Origin of the sequence: Acidocella sp., from assembly GCF_027352905.1 — a bacterium.
Taxonomy (GTDB): Bacteria; Pseudomonadota; Alphaproteobacteria; order Acetobacterales; family Acetobacteraceae; genus Acidocella.
The window spans coordinates 1-19,714 of record NZ_DAIEIF010000033.1 but is presented as its reverse complement, the minus strand read 5'-3'; the positions used below and the strand labels follow the sequence as shown (position 1 = coordinate 19,714).

17 protein-coding genes and 1 pseudogene are annotated in these 19,714 nt (G+C 65.2%); 11 read left to right on the top strand and 7 right to left on the bottom strand.

Annotated elements, in window-relative coordinates; translation table 11 throughout:
* Positions 1 to 4 precede the first annotated feature (4 nt).
* Complete coding sequence (locus tag M7H45_RS05690; RefSeq protein WP_298215286.1) at positions 5 to 1,003, bottom strand: NAD(P)H-quinone oxidoreductase; 999 nt, start codon at positions 1,001 to 1,003, stop codon at positions 5 to 7.
* Positions 1,004 to 1,066: 63 nt separating this feature from the next.
* On the opposite strand from M7H45_RS05690, the gene M7H45_RS05685 reads away from it, so the two are divergent.
* From M7H45_RS05685 to M7H45_RS05670, 4 genes are all read left to right on the top strand, one after another.
* Complete coding sequence (locus M7H45_RS05685) at positions 1,067 to 2,215, top strand: ABC transporter substrate-binding protein (RefSeq protein WP_298215285.1); 1,149 nt, start codon at positions 1,067 to 1,069, stop codon at positions 2,213 to 2,215.
* A gap of 140 nt (positions 2,216 to 2,355) precedes the next feature.
* Positions 2,356 to 3,906, top strand: coding sequence for an efflux transporter outer membrane subunit (locus M7H45_RS05680; protein ID WP_298215284.1), 1,551 nt, complete (start codon positions 2,356 to 2,358; stop codon positions 3,904 to 3,906).
* Positions 3,907 to 3,911: 5 nt separating this feature from the next.
* The gene (locus tag M7H45_RS05675; protein WP_298215283.1) at positions 3,912 to 5,084 is read left to right on the top strand and encodes an efflux RND transporter periplasmic adaptor subunit; all 1,173 of its coding nucleotides are present in this window, start codon (positions 3,912 to 3,914) and stop codon (positions 5,082 to 5,084) included.
* The gene (locus M7H45_RS05670; protein ID WP_298215282.1) at positions 5,081 to 8,278 is read left to right on the top strand and encodes an efflux RND transporter permease subunit; all 3,198 of its coding nucleotides are present in this window, start codon (positions 5,081 to 5,083) and stop codon (positions 8,276 to 8,278) included. Before M7H45_RS05675 ends, M7H45_RS05670 begins: the two co-directional genes overlap by 4 nt.
* A 51-nt stretch (positions 8,279 to 8,329) precedes the next feature.
* On the opposite strand, the gene M7H45_RS05665 is transcribed toward M7H45_RS05670, so the two are convergent.
* The gene (locus M7H45_RS05665; protein WP_298215281.1) at positions 8,330 to 9,490 is read right to left on the bottom strand and encodes a hypothetical protein; all 1,161 of its coding nucleotides are present in this window, start codon (positions 9,488 to 9,490) and stop codon (positions 8,330 to 8,332) included.
* A gap of 72 nt (positions 9,491 to 9,562) precedes the next feature.
* Here M7H45_RS05665 and M7H45_RS05660 point away from each other — a divergent pair, with 72 nt between their 5' ends.
* On the top strand, positions 9,563 to 10,534 hold the full coding sequence (locus tag M7H45_RS05660) for an ATP-grasp fold amidoligase family protein (protein ID WP_298215280.1): 972 nt from the start codon (positions 9,563 to 9,565) through the stop codon (positions 10,532 to 10,534).
* Between the two features lie 89 nt (positions 10,535 to 10,623).
* Here M7H45_RS05660 and M7H45_RS05655 read toward each other — a convergent pair whose 3' ends face one another.
* The 3 genes from M7H45_RS05655 to M7H45_RS05645 are packed head-to-tail and all read right to left on the bottom strand — an operon-like array spanning position 10,624 to position 14,610.
* Positions 10,624 to 12,804 carry an RNA degradosome polyphosphate kinase gene (locus M7H45_RS05655; RefSeq protein WP_298215279.1) on the bottom strand — a complete coding sequence of 727 codons (2,181 nt, stop codon included), beginning with the start codon at positions 12,802 to 12,804 and terminating at the stop codon, positions 10,624 to 10,626.
* A gap of 52 nt (positions 12,805 to 12,856) precedes the next feature.
* Positions 12,857 to 13,513 carry a hypothetical protein gene (locus tag M7H45_RS05650; protein WP_298215278.1) on the bottom strand — a complete coding sequence of 219 codons (657 nt, stop codon included), beginning with the start codon at positions 13,511 to 13,513 and terminating at the stop codon, positions 12,857 to 12,859.
* A complete protein-coding gene (locus tag M7H45_RS05645) occupies positions 13,510 to 14,610 on the bottom strand; it encodes an AI-2E family transporter (protein ID WP_298215277.1) in 1,101 nt (366 codons plus the stop codon). Before M7H45_RS05645 ends, M7H45_RS05650 begins: the two co-directional genes overlap by 4 nt.
* Before the next feature lie 109 nt (positions 14,611 to 14,719).
* Here M7H45_RS05645 and purM point away from each other — a divergent pair, with 109 nt between their 5' ends.
* The 3 genes from purM to M7H45_RS05630 are packed head-to-tail and all read left to right on the top strand — an operon-like array spanning position 14,720 to position 16,552.
* On the top strand, positions 14,720 to 15,751 hold the full coding sequence (gene purM / locus M7H45_RS05640) for a phosphoribosylformylglycinamidine cyclo-ligase (RefSeq protein ID WP_298215276.1): 1,032 nt from the start codon (positions 14,720 to 14,722) through the stop codon (positions 15,749 to 15,751).
* Positions 15,748 to 16,338 carry a phosphoribosylglycinamide formyltransferase gene (gene purN / locus M7H45_RS05635; protein WP_298215275.1) on the top strand — a complete coding sequence of 197 codons (591 nt, stop codon included), beginning with the start codon at positions 15,748 to 15,750 and terminating at the stop codon, positions 16,336 to 16,338. Before purM ends, purN begins: the two co-directional genes overlap by 4 nt.
* A 49-nt stretch (positions 16,339 to 16,387) precedes the next feature.
* Positions 16,388 to 16,552: a hypothetical protein gene (locus M7H45_RS05630; protein WP_298215274.1), complete on the top strand. Its 165-nt coding sequence runs from the start codon at positions 16,388 to 16,390 to the stop codon at positions 16,550 to 16,552.
* Between the two features lie 47 nt (positions 16,553 to 16,599).
* Here M7H45_RS05630 and rdgB read toward each other — a convergent pair whose 3' ends face one another.
* Both rdgB and M7H45_RS05620 read right to left on the bottom strand, forming a co-directional pair.
* The gene (gene rdgB / locus M7H45_RS05625) at positions 16,600 to 17,205 is read right to left on the bottom strand and encodes an RdgB/HAM1 family non-canonical purine NTP pyrophosphatase (RefSeq protein WP_298215273.1); all 606 of its coding nucleotides are present in this window, start codon (positions 17,203 to 17,205) and stop codon (positions 16,600 to 16,602) included.
* Positions 17,202 to 17,789, bottom strand: coding sequence for a YqgE/AlgH family protein (locus M7H45_RS05620; RefSeq protein ID WP_298215272.1), 588 nt, complete (start codon positions 17,787 to 17,789; stop codon positions 17,202 to 17,204). The genes rdgB and M7H45_RS05620 overlap by 4 nt, the downstream gene beginning before the upstream one ends.
* A gap of 111 nt (positions 17,790 to 17,900) precedes the next feature.
* Here M7H45_RS05620 and M7H45_RS05615 point away from each other — a divergent pair, with 111 nt between their 5' ends.
* From M7H45_RS05615 to M7H45_RS05605, 3 genes and pseudogenes are all read left to right on the top strand, one after another.
* Positions 17,901 to 18,380, top strand: coding sequence for a peroxiredoxin (locus tag M7H45_RS05615; protein WP_298215271.1), 480 nt, complete (start codon positions 17,901 to 17,903; stop codon positions 18,378 to 18,380).
* Positions 18,381 to 18,383: 3 nt separating this feature from the next.
* Positions 18,384 to 19,466: a glycosyltransferase family 2 protein gene (locus M7H45_RS05610; RefSeq protein WP_298215270.1), complete on the top strand. Its 1,083-nt coding sequence runs from the start codon at positions 18,384 to 18,386 to the stop codon at positions 19,464 to 19,466.
* A 1-nt stretch (position 19,467) separates the two neighbouring features.
* Positions 19,468 to 19,714, top strand: a pseudogene (locus M7H45_RS05605) (UDP-phosphomannose--protein mannosyltransferase); the annotation flags it as partial.

The window sequence follows — 19,714 nt, the reverse complement described above, 5'->3', positions numbered from 1 at the left end:
GGCGTCAAGGCGCGACGGCCAAAAGGATTTTGCCGATATGGGCGCTGGATTCCATCAAAGCATGCGCCTCGGCCACTTTTTCCAGCGGAAACACCTTATGGATCACGGGCGCTACCTTTCCCTGCTCCAGCAGCGGCCAGACCTTTTGCTTCAGCGCGGCGGCGATGGCGGCTTTTTCGGCGGTGCTGCGCGGGCGCATCGTGGAGCCGGTGATGGTCAGCCGTTTCAGCATCACCGGCATAAGGTCGATCTCCGCCTTGGAACCTTGCATGAAAGCCACCTGCACCAAGCGTCCGCGCGGCGCCAGGCATTTGAGGTTGCGCTGGGTATAGGGGGCGCCAACCATGTCGAGCACCACATCCACCCCGCGCTTGTTGGTTTTATCGCTAACCACCGGCTGAAAATCCGTGGATTTATAGTTGATGGAAATAGCCCCATACCGCTCGATAAAGGCGCATTTTTCCGCCGAGCCGGCGGTAGCGAACACGTCCGAGCCCTGCGCCCGCGCTAGTTGCAGGGCGGTGAGGCCGATGCCCGACGTGCCGCCATGGACGAGCAGGCTTTCCTCGGGCCGCAATTGCGCCATGTCGAAGACGTTGGCCCAGACGGTGAAGAAATTCTCGGGCAGGGCGGCGGCTGCCTCGGCGGTATAGCCCTCCGGCCAGCGCAGGCATTGCCCGCATGGGACCGCGACATACTCCGCATAAGCGCCGCCATTGCAGAGAGCGGTGACTTTCTGGCCCGGGAAAAAGCCGCTCGCCATCGGGCCGAGCGCCACCACCTCGCCCGCCGCCTCCAGCCCCAGGACCGGGCTGGCGCCAGGCGGCGGCGGGTAGAGGCCCTTGCGCTGCTGAACGTCCGGCCGGTTCACCCCGGCCACCTGCACCCGAAGCAAAATCTCATCATCCTTGGGCACGGGCAGCGGGCCGGTGGCCAGCACCATCGCCTCGGGGCCGCCGGGCTGAGGGACATCGATATAGCGCATCGTCGGGGGCAGGTTCATGGGCGCATATCGCGCCGTTTCCCCCGCTTGCGTCAAGCCGGGGCGGGTGCGAGTTAGGCGGGCATGGCCTCTTCCTCCCGCCGTTGCCTGCTGGGCGCCGCCCTTTCGCTCGGCCTGGCCGCGCGCGCCCAGGCGGGCGGGGCCGGCCAGGCACAATCCACGCAGGCCGGACCGCGTTTCGGCGCGGCGCTGCCCCTTTCCGGCCCTTATGCGCTAGGCGGCGATGAAACCCTGCGCGGCCTTCAGCTGGCCATCGACACCATAAACGCCCAAGGCGGCATTGCCGGCAAGCCGGTCAGCCTGGCCACGGCGGATATGCCCAGCCAGGCCGCCGCCGCTGGCGCCGTAAACCGCCTGATCAAAGACGCCCATGCCGGCATCCTGTTCGGCAGCGGCAGTTCCGCCCTCTCCTACCCCGCGACAGCGGCGGCGGAACTGGCCCAGATTCCGTTCATCGAACTGACCGCGCCCGCGGATGGCATCATGACGCGCGGTTTCAAATTCCTGCTGCGCACCGGTCCGTCCACCAGCATGACCGCCCAGCTTGCCGCCGCCACCATTCGCGCCCGCTTCGCCGGGCGCAGACTGGGGCTGCTTTTCAACGCCGGCGCCACGGATGGCGCGATCGCCGCCGCCACCCTCGCGGCGCTGAAGATGGCGGGGCTGCCTCTTACCCTGGCGGCGGGTTATCCGGAGGATGCCTCCGGTCTCGCCGACCAGGCCGGGCGGATGATGCGCGCCAAGGTAGAAGTGCTGCTGCACGCTGCGGGAGCGGATGATGCGCTGGTGGCGTTCCAGGCGATGAGAGAGCTGGGCTGGAGGCCGGCGGCGCTGATCGGCATGGGCACCGGCTACGCTCAGCGCGAGACGCAGGAAGCGCTGGGCGCGGCGCTGGATGGCGCCTTCGTCATCGCCGCGCCCTTTTATCCCGGCCCGGCCGCGGCCATCGCCGCCGCTTACGAGGCGAAATTCGCCGTGCAGCCGCGCTCGGCGGAGTCCTGCACCGCTTATGTCGGCGCCAAGCTGGTGTTCGACACGCTGCGCGCCGCCGGAGATGATCCGGCCCGGCTGCTGGCGGCGCTGCGCCAGGTGAATTTACCAAAAGGGGCGCTCGCCAACGGGTTCGGCGCGGCTTTCGACAATGCGGGCCAGAACAGCCGCAGCTTCGTCACCCTGCAGAATTGGAAAAACGGCAGCCTGATTCCGGCCTAGCTTGCCTCCCCCAACCGGCGCCAGTCCAGGCTTGCCAAACTTTCCAGAAAGGCAATAAACAATCTGTAATACCCGCCCGCCTTCGTGCCGGGTGGCAGGCTGGTGGCTGGGAGGTTAAGCTGGGAATACGGAATGGACTGGTGTTTGCGCTCCTATCCGCATGCCCGCTGGCCGGCTGCATGGTCGGGCCGGATTTTTCCACCCCGCCCAGCTCCATCGCCGCCTCGTACCAGCCGGTGGAGGGCGAGCTGCCCGCTGGCGCCCTTGCCGATCCGCAATGGTGGCGGGGTTTCAACGACCCGGTACTCGATCATCTGATCGACCTCGCCTACCGGAATAATCTCACCCTGCAAATCGCGGGGGTGCGCGTGCTGCAGGCCCGCGCCCAGCTCGCCGCCGCGGCCGGCGAATTATATCCGCAGCAGCAAGCCATCACCGGCGCCTATACGGATTCCCTGCAAAGCAAGAACGCCCCCGGCTATGTGCCCGGCTCGCAGGCTCATATCCAGACGGCGCAAATCGGCCTCAGCGCGAGTTGGGAGCTTGATTTTTGGGGGAAATACCGCCGGGCCATCCAGGCGCAGGACGCCGTTTTCCTGGGCTCGATCGACGCTTACGACGCCGCCCTGGTCAGCCTCACCTCAGCCGTCGCCCAGACCTATATCGCCATCCGCACCCTCCAGCAGCAAATCGCGGTGGCGCAGGCCAATATCGGCGTGCAAACGGACAGCCTGCGGATCGCCACGGTACAATTCAATTCCGGCCAGACCAGTCAGCTCGATGTCGAGCAGGCGCAAACCCAACTCAGCCTTACCGAGGCGTCTCTCCCCTCACTCAAGGCGCAGCTGGTGGCGCAACAGGACGCTCTTGCGGTTCTGCTCGGCCTCACCCCGGACAAAATCGTCCCGCTTCTCGGCCCGCCCGCTCCCATGCCCATCGCCCCGGCGGCGGTCGCGATCGGGATCCCTAAGGATTTGTTGCGGCTGCGCCCGGACGTGAAACAGGCCGAGCAGCAGGCCGCGGAGCAATCGGCCATGCTGGGCGTCGCCAAGGCGCAGCTCTACCCCGCTTTTTCCCTCTCTGGCAGTTTCGGGTTCGAGGCGGGCGACACCCATGGCAGCTCCTTGGGCGATCTCTTCAAATGGTCGAGCCACACCGTCTCGATCGGCCCCTCGGTGCAGATACCCATCTTCAATTACGGTCAGCTCACCAATCAGGTCCGCGCCCAGGACGCCGCTTTCGAGCAATCCATCCTCAACTACCAGAACGTGGTGCTGCAGGCGCAGCAAGAGGTCCAGGATGCCATCGCCGCCTATGTCGAGGCGGGGAATACCGTGAGCCGGCTCAACGCCGCCAACGCCTCGGCCCAGCAATCCACCCGGCTCGCCATGATCCGCTATGTGGACGGCGCCTCGGACTACACCACGGTGCTGAACGCCGAGCAGGCCCAGCTGCAAGTGCAGAACTCCCTGGCCCAGGCGCAGGGCGCGGTGCCCACCGCCCTCGTCCAGCTTTACGCGGCGCTGGGCGGCGGCTGGCAGATCGCCCAGGGGCATGACGTCGTGCCGGACAGCATCAAGGCGGATATGCAAAAACGCACGAATTGGGGCGGTCTGCTGACCCCCCAGGCTCATTCCGCCCCCACCACGCCAGGGGCGCAAACCCGGCAACTCTACGTGCCGAGCTGGTGAGACATATGAAATATTTTTTGACCGCCAAACATGTCATGCCGCTGGTCGCGGCCGCCATTGTCGCTCTCGCGCTGGCCGGCTGCGGCAAGCGCAACAGCTATCACGCGCCGCCGCCGCCGCCGGTGGTCACCAGCAAACCGCTCTCCATGCCGATGACGCGATATTTGGATGTTACCGGCAATACCGTGGCCGTGAATTCGGTGCAGCTCGTGGCCCGGGTCTCCGGTTATCTGCAGGAGATCGATTTTACCGATGGCGCGGTGGTGAAAAAGGGGCAGAGGCTGTTTGTCATCGAGCCCGCGCCCTACGCGGCCAAGCTGGACCAGGCCCGGGCGGCGGTGGCCAGCGCCAAGGCGCAAGTCATCTACGCGCAGTCCCAATATGACCGCCAGGAGACGATGTATGCGCAAAAGGCCACCTCCCAGGCGAATGTCGAGCAATGGCTCTCTCAGCGCGATTCCGCCAAGGCCCAGGTGACGGAGGCGATCGCCAATGAGGAACTGGCGGCGATCAATTTCAGCTATACCACCGTCTCGGCGCCGTTCGATGGCGTGATCAGCCGCCATCTGGTCGATACCGGCAATCTCGTCGGCAATGGCGCGGCGACCACCCTCGCCACCATCACGCAGCTCGATCCCATTTATGTCTATTTCAATGTAAGTGAGCTGGACGCGCTCAATATTCAAAAAACGCTGATCGGGGAGGGCCACAAGCCGGGCCAGGCGGTCGGCGCGCCAATCGAGGTCGGCCTGCAATCCGATACCGGCTATCCCTATGCCGGAAGGATCGATTACGTCGCCCCAGCCATCGACCCCGCGACCGGCACCATCCAGGTCCGCGCCCTGCTTCAAAACAGCGCCAGCCTTCTCCTCCCCGGCCTCTTCGTCCGCGGCCATATTCCCCTGGGGGCGCCCACCACCGAGCTGGCGGTGCCGCAGACGGCGGTGATGAGCGACCAGGCCGGGTCTTATGTCTATGTTGTAGGTAAGAATAATATCGTCGCGCAGCAGCGTGTGCAGACAGGCATCCAACAGGATGGCATGGTGGCCGTAACCGGCCTGCCGGCCGATGCCCTGGTGGTGGTGGAAGGACTCCAGAACGCCACGCCCGGCAACGCCGTGGCGCCGGCGGAGCACGACCTCACGGCGCCCCAGACGCAGGCGGACCAGCCGTCATGATGTCGAAATTCTTCATTGAGCACCCGGTTCTGGCGAATGTCATCTCCATCCTGTTCGTCGTGCTGGGGCTGGTCGCGATCGGGGCGTTGCCGGTGGCGCAATATCCGCAGATCGTCCCGCCCACCATCCAGGTGACGACCTCCCAACCCGGCGCCGACGCCAAAACCCTCGTGAACACCGTGGCCCTGCCCATCGAGCAGCAGGTGAACGGTGTCCAGGGTATGCTCTATATGCAGTCCACCAGCACCAGCACCGGCAATTATACCCTGGTGGTCACCTTCAAGGTGGGCACCGATCTCAATTTTGCCCAAGTGCTGGTGCAGAACCGGGTCTCCGCCGCGCTCGCCAAACTGCCCGAGGCGGTGCAGGCCCAGGGTGTGGTGGTTCAGCAAAAATCCACCTCTATTTTGCAGTTCATCACCCTCACCTCGCCCAAGCGGAGCTATGACGGGCTTTTCCTGAACAATTACGCGCTCATCAATATGCAGAACACGCTGGCGCGCCTGCCCGGCGTCGGCAACGTGCTGGTGTTCGGCACCGGCCAATACGCCATGCGCGTCTGGCTGAACCCGGATAAGATGCAATCGCTCGGTCTCACGCCCGCCGACGTGCTGAATGCCCTGCGCGAGCAGAATCTCGCCGTGCCGGCGGGGCAGGTGGGCGCGCCGCCCGTCGCTTCCCCGCAGGCGTTCCAGCTCACGCTCAACGTGCCCAGCCAGCTTTCCGACGCCACGCAATTCGGCGATATCATCATCAAGACCAGCGATACCGGCGGCACCGCCGCCAGGGTCGTGCGCATCCGCGATATCGCCCGCGTCGAGCTTGCCTCCGTCAATTACAACATGCAGGCCAATTTCTCCGGCGCGCCCGCCGCGGCCATCGGCATATTCCAGACGCCGGACGCCAACGCCCTCGCCGTGGCCAAGGAGGTGCGCGAGACCGTGGCGCAGATGGCCAAATCCTTCCCGCCGGACCTGCGCTACGACATCCCGTTCGATACCACGGTATTCGTCTCCGCCTCCATCCACGAGGTTTACAAGACGCTATTCGAGGCCTGCATCCTGGTGCTGGCGGTCATCCTGCTCTTTCTGCAAAGTTTCCGGGCCACGCTGGTGCCGGCCACCACGGTGCCGGTCACCATCATCGGCGCCTTCGCCGCCATGGCGGCGCTCGGCTTCTCCATCAATATCCTCACCCTGTTCGGCCTCGTTCTCGCCATTGGCATCGTGGTCGACGATTCCATCGTCGTGGTGGAAGGCGTGACCCATAAAATGGAGACCACCGGGCTGGACGCGCGGCACGCCGCCATAGAGGCGATGAAGGAGCTTACGAGCCCCATCATCGGCATCACGCTGGTTTTGATGTCGGTGTTCATCCCCGCCGCCTTCATGCCCGGCATCACCGGGCAGATGTATGCCCAGTTCGCCCTGGTCATCGCCGCCACCGCGCTCATCAGCGCCATCAGCGCGCTCACCCTCAGCCCCACGCAATGCGCGCTGCTGTTGAAGCTTCCCAAGCCGGGCGCGCGCAAGCCGATCGTTTTCCGCGCGTTCGACCGGCTCTATTACCCGCTGGAGGCCGCCTATACCCGGCTCATCCAGCGCATGGTCAGCCGCGCCGGATTTTACGCGCTTTGCGGGCTGGGCCTTATCGCCCTCGCCATTTTCGGTCTGAGCCGCATCCCCGGCGCCTTCGTGCCGCTCGAGGATCAGGGCTACATGATCCTGAGCGTGCAGCTGCCGGATTCGGCATCCATCGGCCGCACCAACGCGGTGCTCGATTCACTGAGCCAGCAGGTTCTCAAGCAACCCTATGTGGCTAGCGATATCGCCATCAGCGGTATTTCGCTGATGGATAACAGCGCCAGCCTGCCCAATGCCGGGGCGGTCTATATCATGCTCAAGCCTTGGGGAGAGCGCGGCTCCCGATGGAGCCTCTTGCCCGTGTACAAATCACTGGGAAGGCTCGCCGCCCAGGAAACCAGAGCCAAGGTGGTCGTGGTGCCGCCACCCCCCATCCAGGGCCTCGGCACGTCCGGCGGCTTCCAGGGCGTGGTGGAATTACGGGATGGCAGCTTCGATTACGCCAAACTCCAGAACGCGGCGGATCTGGTGGACCGGGATGGCAACGCCCAGAGCGGTCTCGCCGGGCTCTTCACCACCTACCGCTCACAGGCCCCGCAGCTTGAGGCGGATGTGGATCTCACCAAGGCGCGTGCCGTCGGCCTGTCCGTCAAGGATTTCTACGGTACGTTGCAAACCTATCTCGGCTCGTCTTATGTCAATCTTTTTACCAAATACGGCCAGGTTTTTCCCGTCTATGTCCAGGCGGACGCGCAATCGCGCATGACCGTGCAGGCGGTGCGCAATTATGCCGCGCGCAACGAGCAAGGTCAGATGGTTCCGCTCGGCACGGTCGCCAGCATCAAGGCGGATTTTGGTCCGCCCATCATCACCCTGTACAACACCTACCCCTCGGCGATGATCAATGGCCAGGCCGCCCCGGGCTATAGCTCCGGCCAAGCGCTCGACCTGGTGGAGGGGATGACGGCGCGCGTGCTGCCTCCTGGTTTCGGTTTCGAATGGACCAGCACCGCCTATCAGGAACGTCTGGCGGGTGGCGCCACCACCGTCATTTTCGGCCTGTCCTTGCTGCTGGTGTATTTGGTCCTGGCCGGGCAATATGAAAGCTGGATCACGCCGGTCTCCGTGCTTCTCGCCGTGCCCCTGGCGCTGCTCGGCACCGTCGCCGCGCTCACCGCGCTTGGCCTCGCCAATAATATTTATACCCAGATCGGCCTCGTGTTGCTCATCGCGCTCGCCGCGAAAAACGCTATTCTGGTGGTGGAGGTGGCGCGTGAGCAGCGCCAGTTTCACGGCGCCTCGATCATCGACGCGGCGGTGACCGCGGCGAGAACGCGCTTCCGCCCCATTCTCATGACCTCCTTCGCGTTTATCCTCGGCGTCATGCCGCTGGTCTTCGCCTCGGGCGCGGGCGCGAATTCGCGCAAATCCATCGGCATCGCGGTGGCGAGCGGCATGCTGGCCTCCACTTGCATCGCGGTGTTGTTCGTTCCGGCTTTCTATGTGGTGTTGCAGCGTTTCAACGAGCGGTTTCTCGCTCGCAAACCCGCCACGCCCGCGCCTGGGGCAGCGGGGCTGCCGCCGTCTCACAGCATCAGCCCGAAAGAGTGAGCCTGGTAGCCGCGGCCGTCGTTTCTGGCGGCATCCGGCGGTCAGATTGGGTCAATCACGTCGCGTCAAGCGGAATTCATGGCCATGCTGGTTTTTGCATCTCAGCACGGAGTCGCCTTCAAAATGGCAGGAATCGATCCAGTCGGCGTTTCCCCAGAGGCAGATGATTCGCGCTGGTTCGCCGTGGGCGGTGAACCAGCGGCCTTCCGGAACCATGTTTTTGAGAATCAGGCCGTTTTCCTGAAACTCCCATTTGTCCCCGGTCTCGCTTAGCCATCTTTTTCCCAATAAGGGGGGGCAATCCCATCCAGCTCCCATCTGCTCGACCGCAAAGGCCAGACCTTTTCCGAGATTGTCGAGTTTCCAGAGGATGTCAGCGATGATTTTGGCTTGCCCAGTGCCGTAAAACCGCTTTTCGGGCGGCAGCCAATCGCCGATGGCATGCACCAGCTGAGTAACGTCATAGGCGCCGGAGAATTTGCCGAGCACGCCGAGCTTTTCAAAGGCACGGTGCAGGAACGAGCCGGGCGGGGGCGCCATCTGCTTGTCGTAACCGCTCCGCTGGTAGTTATTGTACCAGAGGTGCAACATCTGCGTTTGTTCCGTGGCGACGCGGACGCTCTCATATTCATCGGGAAACAGCACCCGCCAGAATGCGTCGGGGGAAAGAGGATAGAACATCGCCTGGTCTTGCGCGAGATTCTGGAGATTATGCTGATAGCAAAGCCGGGTGAGGAGTTCCGGGCCGATGACGCCCCAGCCGGAATCCAGCCCCGCCGCCTCGAGGGCGATCCTGGCCAGATCCGCGAGGCAAGGCGAGGTGGGGGGCAGCTTCAGGACGGCGCCATTGATCTCCCAGGGATCGCCTTGAGGGAATTGTCGGCCGAAAATATGGCTGAGATGACCGATCGTCGGCGGCCGCAGGCAGAGCAGGTCGGCATCCACCCAGCAGCCGGCGCCAGCTCGCAGCAACAAATACCGAAAATAATTTGAGAATTTCGAAAAACTGGTTTTGCCATCAACAAAATAACGGTTGATGAGGTCATGGTCCGGACAAATCTCGCGCGCATCGGCTAGCTCGACGCCGGGCGGGACGGGGAGGTTGGCATCGTACGCGTAAAGCCGGAGTGTCTGGCCGTGATAGGGAAAGGAGGCCAGGCACCCATAGGTGATGGGATCGACGGGGCCATGCCAGAATGAGACGAAGTCCATTCGCTGATGAATAGAAACTCACGCCGGCTGGCGTCAAGCTTCGCGGCGGCGGAGAGGTGGTTGCGCGGATGGATGATCATTTCCGCCGCGTGGCAGGGTTTGATCCTTATTGACAACAATCGTGGAAAGCCCTATCCGAACAAATCCCCTCCGACCTTAAAAACCCCCATGCAAAGATTCAGGCGCTGGATACAAGCTGTTCGAGACGTGCGCGCGGCTTATGCCACGGCGCATGATCGAAAATTAAACCTGACTTCGCCACTCAGCTTCACCGAGAAAATCAACTGGCGAAAACTGTTTGACGACAACGCTCTTTTCGTTTTGTTCAGCGACAAGCTCGCCACTCGTGATTGGGTTTCCAAAAGAATTGATACAGAATATCTCGCTCCCCTTCTGTGGACAGGAACTCCGGAAGAGATACCGTTTGACCGTTTGGAGCCGCCCTATTTTTTGAAAAGCTCACATGCAAGTGGCCAGACGATCATGGTGACGAAAGAAAATGCGCACGAAGCTGAAATATTTCGGGTCCAGGCGGCTGCCTGGCTGCAGATCGATTGGTTCGATGTGACCGGTGAGCGGGGCTATAAAAAAATTCCGCGTCGTTTGTTGGCAGAAAAAGCGCTGTTAAACGAAGGCGGAGACCGGCCGTTGGAGCGGAGATTTTTTATGTTCAACGGAAAAGTCGGGGTAATCAACACAGTCTTCGTGGAAAATGGCTTGCTGCGCAACGGCGCGTTCCATACGGTTTGTTGGCGATATCTCGGTTGGTTTTTCACGCGCAAGGTCGCCCAGGAATTCCCACGGCCCGAACGGCTCGATGAAATGATAGAGCTGGCGGAAATTTTGGCAGCGGGGATTGACCATATACGGGTTGATTTTTTTGATTGCGGAAAACAGATTTTTGTGGGTGAGCTCACCCCCTATTCATGGAGCGGCCTCAGCCATTTCAATCCTGATTCAGCGGATCTTCTGCTTGGCAGCAAATGGCAATTAAAGCGGCCGGTGTTGCGCGCCATCAAGGCGATGTTATTCACTGACCGATAGGGTGGTGGCTTCCACCGTCCTCAACCGTCTCTATGCGCGGTCAAGGGCTTCGAGGCGAGGCGGGCCGCCTCGCCCGGAGCTCACGCATTTCAATCCACCCGGCGTTTGTAGCGCGGCCGGGGGCGCTCCCCCGCCAGCCCCCCATGCAGGGCCGAGCCGCGCCCGGAGAGCGAGGGGTTGGTCATGAAATATTCATGCGCGGAAAAAGGCGGGTCGCCGGGGCGCATCCGGGTCCAGCTGCCATCGGAGTGCAGCTCGGAGCTTTGCGCGTCGTCGCGCAGATTGACCACCATGATCTGGTCGAGAATCTGCGCATGCACGGTCGGGTTATGGATCGGCACCAGCGTCTCCACCCGGTAATCCATGTTGCGTTCCATCCAGTCGGCGCTGGAGATAAAAACCTTGTTCTCGCGCGCGGGCAGCGGGTGGCCATCGGCAAACACGCAGATGCGCGAATGTTCGAGAAAGCGGCCAATGATGGATTTCACCTTCACCGTCTCGGAGAGGCCGGGCACGCCCGGACGCAGGCAGCAAATGCCCCGCACCACGGCCTGGATGGGTACGCCCGCCTGGCTCGCCTCATAGAGATGGTCGATCAGCCGCGCATCCACCAGCGAGTTCAGCTTGAGCCAGATGCCGGAGGGCTTGCCCGCCTTGGCGTTGGCGATCTCGGTATCGATCAGCTTGTCCAGCGTCTTGCGGGCGGTGAGCGGCGAGAAGGCGAGCTGCTCCATTGCTTCCGGCCGGGCGTAACCGGTCATGAAGTTGAACAGCCGCGCCGCGTCGCGGGTCAGCGGCGGGTCGCAGGTGAAAAAGGAGAGATCGGTGTAGATCCGCGCGGTGATGGGATGGTAATTGCCGGTGCCAAAATGGGCATAGGCGCGCAGATTGCCGCCCTCGCGCCGCACCACATAGGAAAGCTTGGCATGGATCTTGAGGGCGGTGAAGCCGAACACCACCTGCACCCCCGCCGCCTCCAGCTCGCGCGAGAGGCGGATATTCGCCTCCTCGTCGAAGCGCGCCTTCAGCTCGACCATGGCGGTAACGGATTTGCCCGCCTCCGCCGCCTCGATCAGCGCCTTGACGATGGGCGAATCGCGGCTGGTCCGGTAGAGGGTCTGCTTGATCGCCACCACCGCCGGGTCGAGCGCCGCCTGGCGCAGGAACTGCACCACCACGTCGAAACTCTCGAACGGGTGATGGACGAGAATGTCCTTGGCGCGGATGGCGGCGAAGCAATCCCCGGCGAAATCGCGGATGCGCTCGGGAAAGCGGGGGGTATAGGGCGGAAAGAGCAGGTCTGGCCGGTCGTCCACGATCAGCTGCTTCACATCCACCAGCCCGACAATGCCGGATTCGATGTAGATCTCCTCGGCGGGCGCCTCGATGGCGTCGATGACCAGGTCGCGCAGATCCTCCGGCATATCGGCCTGGATGGTGAGCTGGATCGCCACTCCCCGCCGGCGGCGCTTGAGCGCGGTCTCGTAGGAGCGGACGAGGTCCTCTGCCTCCTCCTCGAATTCCACATCGGTATCGCGGATCAGCCGGAACAGGCCGGAGCCCTCCACCGAGAAGCCGGGGAACAGGCGGCCCATATTCATCGCCACCAGCTCCTCCAGCATGATGAAGCGGATCGGCCCGCCATCGGCGGGCAGGCGGATGAAGCGCTCGATCTGGGCGGGCAGCGGGATCAGCGCCGACATATGGCCGCGATCGTCGTCACGGATCAGGGAGAGCGCCAGCACCAGCCCCATATTGGGGATGAAGGGAAAGGGATGGGCCGGGTCCACCGCCAGCGGGGTGAGCACCGGAAACACATGCTCCATGAAATAGCTGTCGAGAAACGCCGCGTCATCGGTGGTCAGCTCGGTGGCGGCCAGCACCAGCAGCCCGGCCTGGGCTAGCAAGCCCCGCAATTCGTTGAAGGCGGATTGCTGGGCGTTGATCAATTCGCGCGTGCGCAGCTTGATGGCGTGGAGCTGCTGGGCCGGGGAGAGCCCATCGGCGGAGGGCTCGGCGATGCCGGCCCGCGCCTGGCCGATCAGCCCGGCCACGCGCACGGAATAGAACTCGTCGAGATTGGAGGCGCTGATGGAGACGAAGCGCAGGCGTTCCAGGAGCGGGTGGCGGGGGTTGCGCGCCTCGCTCACCACCCGGAAATTGAAATCCAGCCAGGATAATTCACGGTTGATGAAGCGCGCCGGGTCTTTGAGCCCTATGGCGGGGCTGGCGGCAATCTGGTCCGGAAGAGGCTCGGTTTGCTGGTCCATGGGGTTAACATAGCCATCCTATCCCCAACCGGCATATGATGGTTAAGTAAAATTACAATTCGGCCAGCCCGGCGAGAACTTCCGCCGCCATGGCGCGGGTGACGCGGGCGCCGCGATCCATCGCCAGCCGGTCGAGCCGGGCGATGGCCTCGCGGTAGGCGCCCGGCGCGCGGGGCAGATGCAGCAGCAGGAGGTTGCGCGCCTGCAAGGGCAGGTTCAGCTGCCGCGCGGCGGCAAGGCGGGTGAGCAGCGCCTCCAGCAGCTCGTCCTCTGGGGCGCGGATCTCCACACTCTCCGAGGCGCGCAGCCGGCTGGTCAAGTCCGCGAGCTTGTAGCCGAGCCGCGCCGGGGGCAGCCGGGAGGCGAGCAGCACCGGCGCCCCGGCCTCGGCGGCGGCGTTGAGCAGATGCAAAAGGGCGGCGGGCTCGGGCGCGAGCTCCGCGTCGTCCACCGCCACCGCCGCGCCGGGGCGGACGAGCCCGCGCAACCCCGCCCCCTCGACGATCTCCGCCCCCCGCTCCCCGGCCCAGAGATGGAGAAGATGGCTCTTGCCGCACCCGGCCTGCCCCCACAATATCAGCCGCCCGTTGCTCCAGGCTTCCGGCCGGGCCAGCCAGTCCCGCGCCGCCGCGTTGGAGGGGGCGGGGCAGAACTCCTCCGCCCGGTAGACCCGCGCCGGATCGGCGAAGGGCAGGGCGAGCTGCCTCATTCCGGCGGGGCGTCGAGGTAGAGGGGCGATTGCAGATAGCGGCGCAGCCAGAAGCGGGCGATGACGCCGAGCGTCGCCGTCACCGGCACGGCGAGCATGATGCCGAGAAAGCCGAAGGCCGCCCCGCCCGCGAACAGGGCGAAGATCACCCAGGCGGCGGAGAGTCCCACCCGGTCGCCGAGAAAGCGGGGCTGGATGACGTAGTCATTCAGCCCCTGGCCAATAGCAAAGACGATCAGCACCGAGACCACCCCGTGCCAGCCGCCATTCTGGCTGAGCGAGAGGAGAATGGCGGTCAGCCCGCCCAGCACGGTGCCCACATAGGGGATGAAGGAGAGCAGCCCGGCCGAGAGGCCGACGATGAGGCCGAGATTGAGGCCGATGATGGTCAGGCCGGTGGCGTAGATGGCCGCCAGCACGAGGCAGCAGATCGCCTGGCCGCGAATCCAGGCGGAGAGGATGCGGTTGATCTCCACCGCCTGGGCGCGGATCAGCCCCTCATAGGGGCGGGGCAGCCAGCTATCGATATGGCGGATGATCGAGGGCCAGTCCCGCAGAAAATAGAAGGTGATGATCGGCGTCACCACCAGCAGGGTGACGACATTGACCACGGCGAAGCCGCCGCCGATGATGTTGGTCGCCGCCTTGCCGGCATAGGAGACGAGCGCTCCCATCTGGTTGGAGGCGAGGTCCTGGAGCTTGACCTGCCAATTGGGCGGCAGGCGGTGCTGCATTTGCTGGAGCAGCGTGGCGAGCTGGGTCTGGATCGTTTGCACATAGGTCGGCAGATTGGCGATGAAGGCGGCGGCCTGCGCGGCGATGACCGGGTAGAGCACCAGCGCGAAGACGATCATCGCCACGCCGAAGGCGAGGAGCACGAGAAGCGTGCCGATGCCGCGCGGAATGCCCAGCCTTTCCATCCGGGTCACCAGCGGGTCGAGAAAATAGGCGAGCCCCGCCGAGATGACGAAGGGCAGCAGGATGGAGGAGAACAGCCGGAAGCAGAAATAGAGCAGCAGCAGCACGGCCACCACCAGCGCCAGGCGCTGCCATTGCACCCGCAAATAGCGCCGGTACTCCGTCTGGTTCTCCTGCATCAGCGCCTCCTGGATTGCGCGGCCTCGCCGCCTGTGATGAAAGGCGTCACGGTTCGCCGGAATGATCGAGAAGCGCCATGGCCGTGGCTTTAGCGCATCGGAGGCTGACATGACTAGCGTGACATACCGGGATGCCGGGGTGGATATCGAGGCCGGGGACGCGCTGGTCGAGGCGATCAAGCCATTGGCCAAATCCACCCTCCGGCCAGGGGTGATGGGTGGGCTGGGCGGGTTTGGCGCGCTGTTCGACCTGAAGGCGGCGGGCTTCGCCGATCCGGTGCTGGTCGCCACGACCGACGGCGTCGGCACCAAGCTCAAAATCGCCATCGAGACCGGGCTGCACGACACGGTCGGCATCGACCTGGTGGCGATGTGCGTCAACGATCTCGTGGTGCAGGGCGCGGCGCCGCTCTTCTTCCTAGATTATTTCGCCACCGGCGCGCTGGAGGTGGCGGCCGCGCGGCGGGTGATTTCCGGCATCGCCGATGGCTGCCGCGAGGCGGGCTGCGCCCTGGTCGGCGGCGAGACGGCGGAAATGCCCGGCATGTATGCGGAGGGAGATTACGATCTCGCGGGTTTCGCCGTCGGCGCGGCGGAGCGGGGGGCGTTGCTGCCGGCCCCAATCCGCCCCGGCGATACCATTCTCGGCCTGCCCGCCTCCGGCGTGCATTCCAATGGCTTTTCCCTGGTGCGGCGGATTTTCGCCGCCGCCGGGCTGGGCTGGGACGCGCAAATTCTCGGCCAGCGCGCCGCCGCTCTGCTGATGACGCCCACCCGCATTTACGTGAAGGCGCTGCTCGCGATTCATAAGCAAAATCTATTGATCGGCGCGGCCCATATCACCGGCGGCGGCCTGCCCGGCAATCTCCCCCGCATTCTGCCGGAGGGGTGCGGGGCGCGGCTCGACGCGCCCTGGCCGATGCCGGACATCTTTCCCTTTCTCGCCCGCACCGGCGGGGTGGCGGCGGCGGAAATGCTGCGCGTGTTCAATTGCGGGGTCGGCATGGCGGTCATCGTCCGCGAGGCGGCGCCGGCGATGGAGGCGCTGCGGGCGGCGGGCGAGCAGCCCTTCCGGCTGGGCGAGGTCACCGCCGAGCCTGGCATTGTCATCGCGGGGCAGGAGCGGTTGTTCGGCGGATGAAGCCGCGCGTCGCCGTTCTCATCTCCGGGCGCGGCTCCAATATGGAGGCGCTGGCCCGCGCCGCGCGGGGGCCGGATTATCCGGCCGAGATCGTCCTCGTCCTCTCCGACAAGCCGGACGCGCCGGGGCTAGCGATCGCGCGCGGGCTCGGCATCGAGGCGCTGGCCGTGCCCGCCCGCCCCTTTGGGCGCGACCGCGAGGCGCATGAGCGCGCCCTGGACGCTGAATTGCGCGCCCGCGACATCCAGATCGTCTGCCTCGCCGGCTATATGCGCCTGCTCACCCCCTGGTTCGTGCGCCGCTGGGCGGGGCGGCTGCTCAACATCCACCCCAGCCTGCTGCCGGATTTCCCCGGGCTGGACACCCATGCCCGGGCGCTGGCGGCGGGGCGGGCGGAGCATGGGTGCAGCGTGCATCTGGTGACCGAGGGCATGGATGAGGGGCCGGTGCTCGGCCAGGCGCGGGTGCCGGTGCTGCCCGGGGATACCGAGGCGGCGCTGGCGGCGCGGGTGCTGGAACAGGAGCACCGCCTCTATCCGTGTGTGCTGGCGGAGCTGGCCCGTAAAATCAGCTTGCCAGGGGGTTGAAGGGGGATTTATTTTCAGCTCCATAGATTAAGGAACGCAGGGATCAAAGATGACGGCACAGACCGACCAGACCGCGCCACAGCATACGCTGGAGGTTGATTTCGATACCCCTTCCCGCAAGGGCTGGGCGCATTTCGCCCGCTTCCTGTTTCTCAATGTCGTGGCCGTGGTGGTGTGCCTGCTCGTCATCGCCGCGCTGACCGTCTGGCGCTAAAGCAACATCATCTGATCTGGATAATTGAAATTGCTCGCTAAAACACTCTAGAAATTACTTATTAGGGGGCTCGCCAGACCGGCGCCGCTGGCCAGGACCGCGCGCAGCTGCGCGAAGGCGCGGGCGCGGTGGCTGATCGCCTCTTTCTGGGCCCCCATCTCGGCATAGCTCCGCTCATATCCGTTGGGGATGAAAAGCGGGTCGTAGCCGAATCCCGCCTCGCCGCGCGGCTCCGGGGCGATGCGCCCATCCGCCTCGCCGATATAGGTCGCGGTGGCGCCGTCCGGCCGCGCCAGGCAGAGCGCGCAGGTGAACCAAGCCGCCCAATTCTCCTTGGCCCGTGCCGCCGCGATGATCTTGGCGAAGGCGCCGGGGTAGTCATCCCCGGCATAGCGGGAGGAATAGATGCCGGGCTGGCCGTTGAGCGCCGCGACACCCAGGCCGGAATCGTCCGCCAGCGCGCAAAGCCCGGAGGCGCGCGCCGCCGCCTGGGCCTTGAGCCGGGCATTGCTGGCGAAATCGCGTCCGGTCTCGGCGGGTTCCGGCAGGCCGAGCGCCCCGGCTGAGAGGCTCTCATAGCCGAGCGGCGCCAGCAGCCGCGAAAATTCCGCGAGCTTGCCCGGATTATGGGTGGCGATGACCAGCGTATTCATGCGCGCCCGGCATCGCCCGAGAGCATGGCGGGGTCGATCCGCAACTTGGCCAGCGCGCGGTGCCATTTGGTTTGGTAGGCGGTATCGAACAAAATCTCGTCATCGGCGGGGAGGGTGAGCCAGCTATTCTGGAGCAATTCCTCTTCCAACTGGCCGGGCCCCCACCCGGCATAGCCGAGCAGCAGCCGCGCCTTCTCCGGTCCGCCTCCCGCGGCAATGGCCTGCAGCACGTCCAGGCTGGCGCTCAGCGCGTGCGTATCGTCCACTTGCAGGCTGCCCTCGCCCAGCCAATCGGTGCTGTGCAGCACGAAGCCGCGCTGGTCCTCCACTGGTCCGCCCTGGCCCAAAGCCAGTTCCCGCAAGGGCGGCTGCGGCTCCACGTCCAGCTGGCTCATCAGCGCGGCGAATTTGGGGCTGCGCAGGGGGCGGTTGAGCAAAAGGCCCATCGCCCCCTCCGGGCTGTGGGCGCAGATGAAGATGACCCCTTGGGCGAAGCGCGGGTCGCGCAAGGCGGGCATGGCGAGCAGAACCTGCCCGGTCAGCCAGTCCGGCCCGGAGGGCGCTGATTTCTCTTGGTTCATCATGTCCCTTTTATATAGACCGGCGCGCCCATCCGGCCAGAGCCGCCATTCCGCTTCACCTGGCGCGCCAATTCGCCTAAGAGAGGCGGATACGAAACAGGAAACAGGCAGCGCATGATCAAGATTGGTGACAAGATTCCAGCCATGAAACTCATGCTGGCCACGCCAGAGGGCCCGCGCGAGGTGGACACGGCGGAACTGCTCGGCACCGGCAAGGTGGTGCTATTCGCCGTGCCCGGCGCCTTCACCCCCACCTGCAGCGCCAAGCATCTGCCCGGCTTCGTCAAGCTGGCGCCGGAATTCAAGGCCAAGGGCGTGGACAAGATCGTCTGCCTCTCGGTCAATGACGCCTTCGTTCTCGGCGCCTGGGCCAAGGAGCAGAAGGCGGGCGAGGCGGTGCTGATGCTGGCCGACGGTTCCGCCGCCTTCACCAAGGCGCTGGGGCTGGAACTTGACCTCACCGCGCGCGGCATGGGCGTGCGCAGCCAGCGCTTCGCGGCGGTGATCGAGAATGGCGTGATGAAGAAACTCGCGGTCGAGGAGCCGGGCGGGTTCGATGTCAGCCGGGCCGAGACGGTGCTCGCCTCCCTCTGACCCGTGGCGCTCACCCTCACGGTCGTCGTGCCGTGCTATAATGAGCGCGCCAACGTGGCCCCCATGGTGGCCGCGCTGGACCGGGCGCTGGCGGGCATCGCCTGGGAGGCGATGTTCGTGGATGATGACAGCCCGGACGGCACCGCCGCCGAGGCCAAGCGCCTGGCGCGGGAGGATGCGCGGGTGCGCTGCATTCGCCGCGTCGGCCGGCGCGGCCTCTCCTCGGCGGTGATCGAGGGCGCGCTCGCCTCCGCCGCCGATTATATCGCGGTGATCGACGGCGACATGCAGCATGACGAAACCCGCCTGCCCGCCATGCTGGCGGCGGTGCGGGCCGGGGCGGATCTGGCGGTGGGCAGCCGCCACGCGCCGGGCGGCGATGCGGCGGGGCTGGCCTCGCCCTGGCGGGAGCGGCTCTCCCGCGCGGGCATCCGCCTCGCCCAGGCGGTGACGCGCACCCGCGTCTCCGACCCGATGAGCGGCTTCTTCCTGCTGCCGCGATCGTTGTTCGACCAGCTTGCCGGGCGGCTCACCGGCCAGGGCTTTAAAATTCTGCTCGACCTCATGCTCGCCGCGCCGCGCCCGCTGCGCGTCGCCGAGATCCCCTACCGTTTCCGTCCCCGCGCCGCCGGGGAGAGCAAGTTGGACGTGCTGGTGCTGGCGCAATTCGCCGGGCTGTTGCTGGATAAGACGCTGCGCGGCGCGGTGCCGCCGCGCTTCATCGCCTTCGCGCTGGTCGGTATCCTCGGCGTGCTCGTCAATCTCGCGGTCGCGCAGGTTGCCCTCGCCGCCGGGGCGGGGTTCGGCCCGGCCCAGACCCTAGGCACGATCATTGCCATGGTGGCGAATTTCCTGCTCAACAACCAGCTCACCTACCGGACGCAGCGGCTGAAAGGGGCCAGCGCCTGGCGCGGCCTCGCCTTGTTCATGCTGGTTTGCGGGCTGGGGGGCATCGCCAATATCGGCATCGCCCAGGCGCTTTATGCCGAGAACGGGCTCAGCCTGTTTTCCGGCGCGGCGGGGGCGGCCGTAGGGGTCGTGTGGAATTACGCGGTCTCCTCCACCCTGGTCTGGCGCGCGCGCTAGCATGGGCTGGCCGCTCGCGGCGCTGCTGGCGCTCACCTTGCTGCGCCTGGCGCTCGCCGCCCTGCTGCCGCTCACGCCGGATGAGGCCTATTACTTCGCCTGGTCCCGGGTTTTGCAGCCGGGTTATCTCGACCACCCGCCAATGGTGGCGCTGTGGATCCGCGCCGGCACGGCGCTGCTGGGCAACGGCCCGGCCGGGGTGCGGCTGCTGGGGCCGCTGGCGGCGGCGCTGGGCTCGCTGGCGCTGG

Coding starts and splice junctions, on each gene's coding strand:
- M7H45_RS05630 (WP_298215274.1), top strand. CDS start 16,388: ATGACGGCACAGACCGACCAGACCGCGCCACAGCATACGCTGGAGGTT.
- rdgB (WP_298215273.1), bottom strand. CDS start 17,205: ATGAATACGCTGGTCATCGCCACCCATAATCCGGGCAAGCTCGCGGAA.
- M7H45_RS05685 (WP_298215285.1), top strand. CDS start 1,067: ATGGCCTCTTCCTCCCGCCGTTGCCTGCTGGGCGCCGCCCTTTCGCTC.
- purM (WP_298215276.1), top strand. CDS start 14,720: ATGACTAGCGTGACATACCGGGATGCCGGGGTGGATATCGAGGCCGGG.
- M7H45_RS05670 (WP_298215282.1), top strand. CDS start 5,081: ATGATGTCGAAATTCTTCATTGAGCACCCGGTTCTGGCGAATGTCATC.
- M7H45_RS05690 (WP_298215286.1), bottom strand. CDS start 1,003: ATGAACCTGCCCCCGACGATGCGCTATATCGATGTCCCTCAGCCCGGC.
- M7H45_RS05655 (WP_298215279.1), bottom strand. CDS start 12,804: ATGGACCAGCAAACCGAGCCTCTTCCGGACCAGATTGCCGCCAGCCCC.
- M7H45_RS05660 (WP_298215280.1), top strand. CDS start 9,563: ATGATCATTTCCGCCGCGTGGCAGGGTTTGATCCTTATTGACAACAAT.
- M7H45_RS05675 (WP_298215283.1), top strand. CDS start 3,912: ATGAAATATTTTTTGACCGCCAAACATGTCATGCCGCTGGTCGCGGCC.
- M7H45_RS05620 (WP_298215272.1), bottom strand. CDS start 17,789: ATGATGAACCAAGAGAAATCAGCGCCCTCCGGGCCGGACTGGCTGACC.
- M7H45_RS05615 (WP_298215271.1), top strand. CDS start 17,901: ATGATCAAGATTGGTGACAAGATTCCAGCCATGAAACTCATGCTGGCC.
- M7H45_RS05650 (WP_298215278.1), bottom strand. CDS start 13,513: ATGAGGCAGCTCGCCCTGCCCTTCGCCGATCCGGCGCGGGTCTACCGG.
- purN (WP_298215275.1), top strand. CDS start 15,748: ATGAAGCCGCGCGTCGCCGTTCTCATCTCCGGGCGCGGCTCCAATATG.
- M7H45_RS05645 (WP_298215277.1), bottom strand. CDS start 14,610: ATGCAGGAGAACCAGACGGAGTACCGGCGCTATTTGCGGGTGCAATGG.
- M7H45_RS05665 (WP_298215281.1), bottom strand. CDS start 9,490: ATGGACTTCGTCTCATTCTGGCATGGCCCCGTCGATCCCATCACCTAT.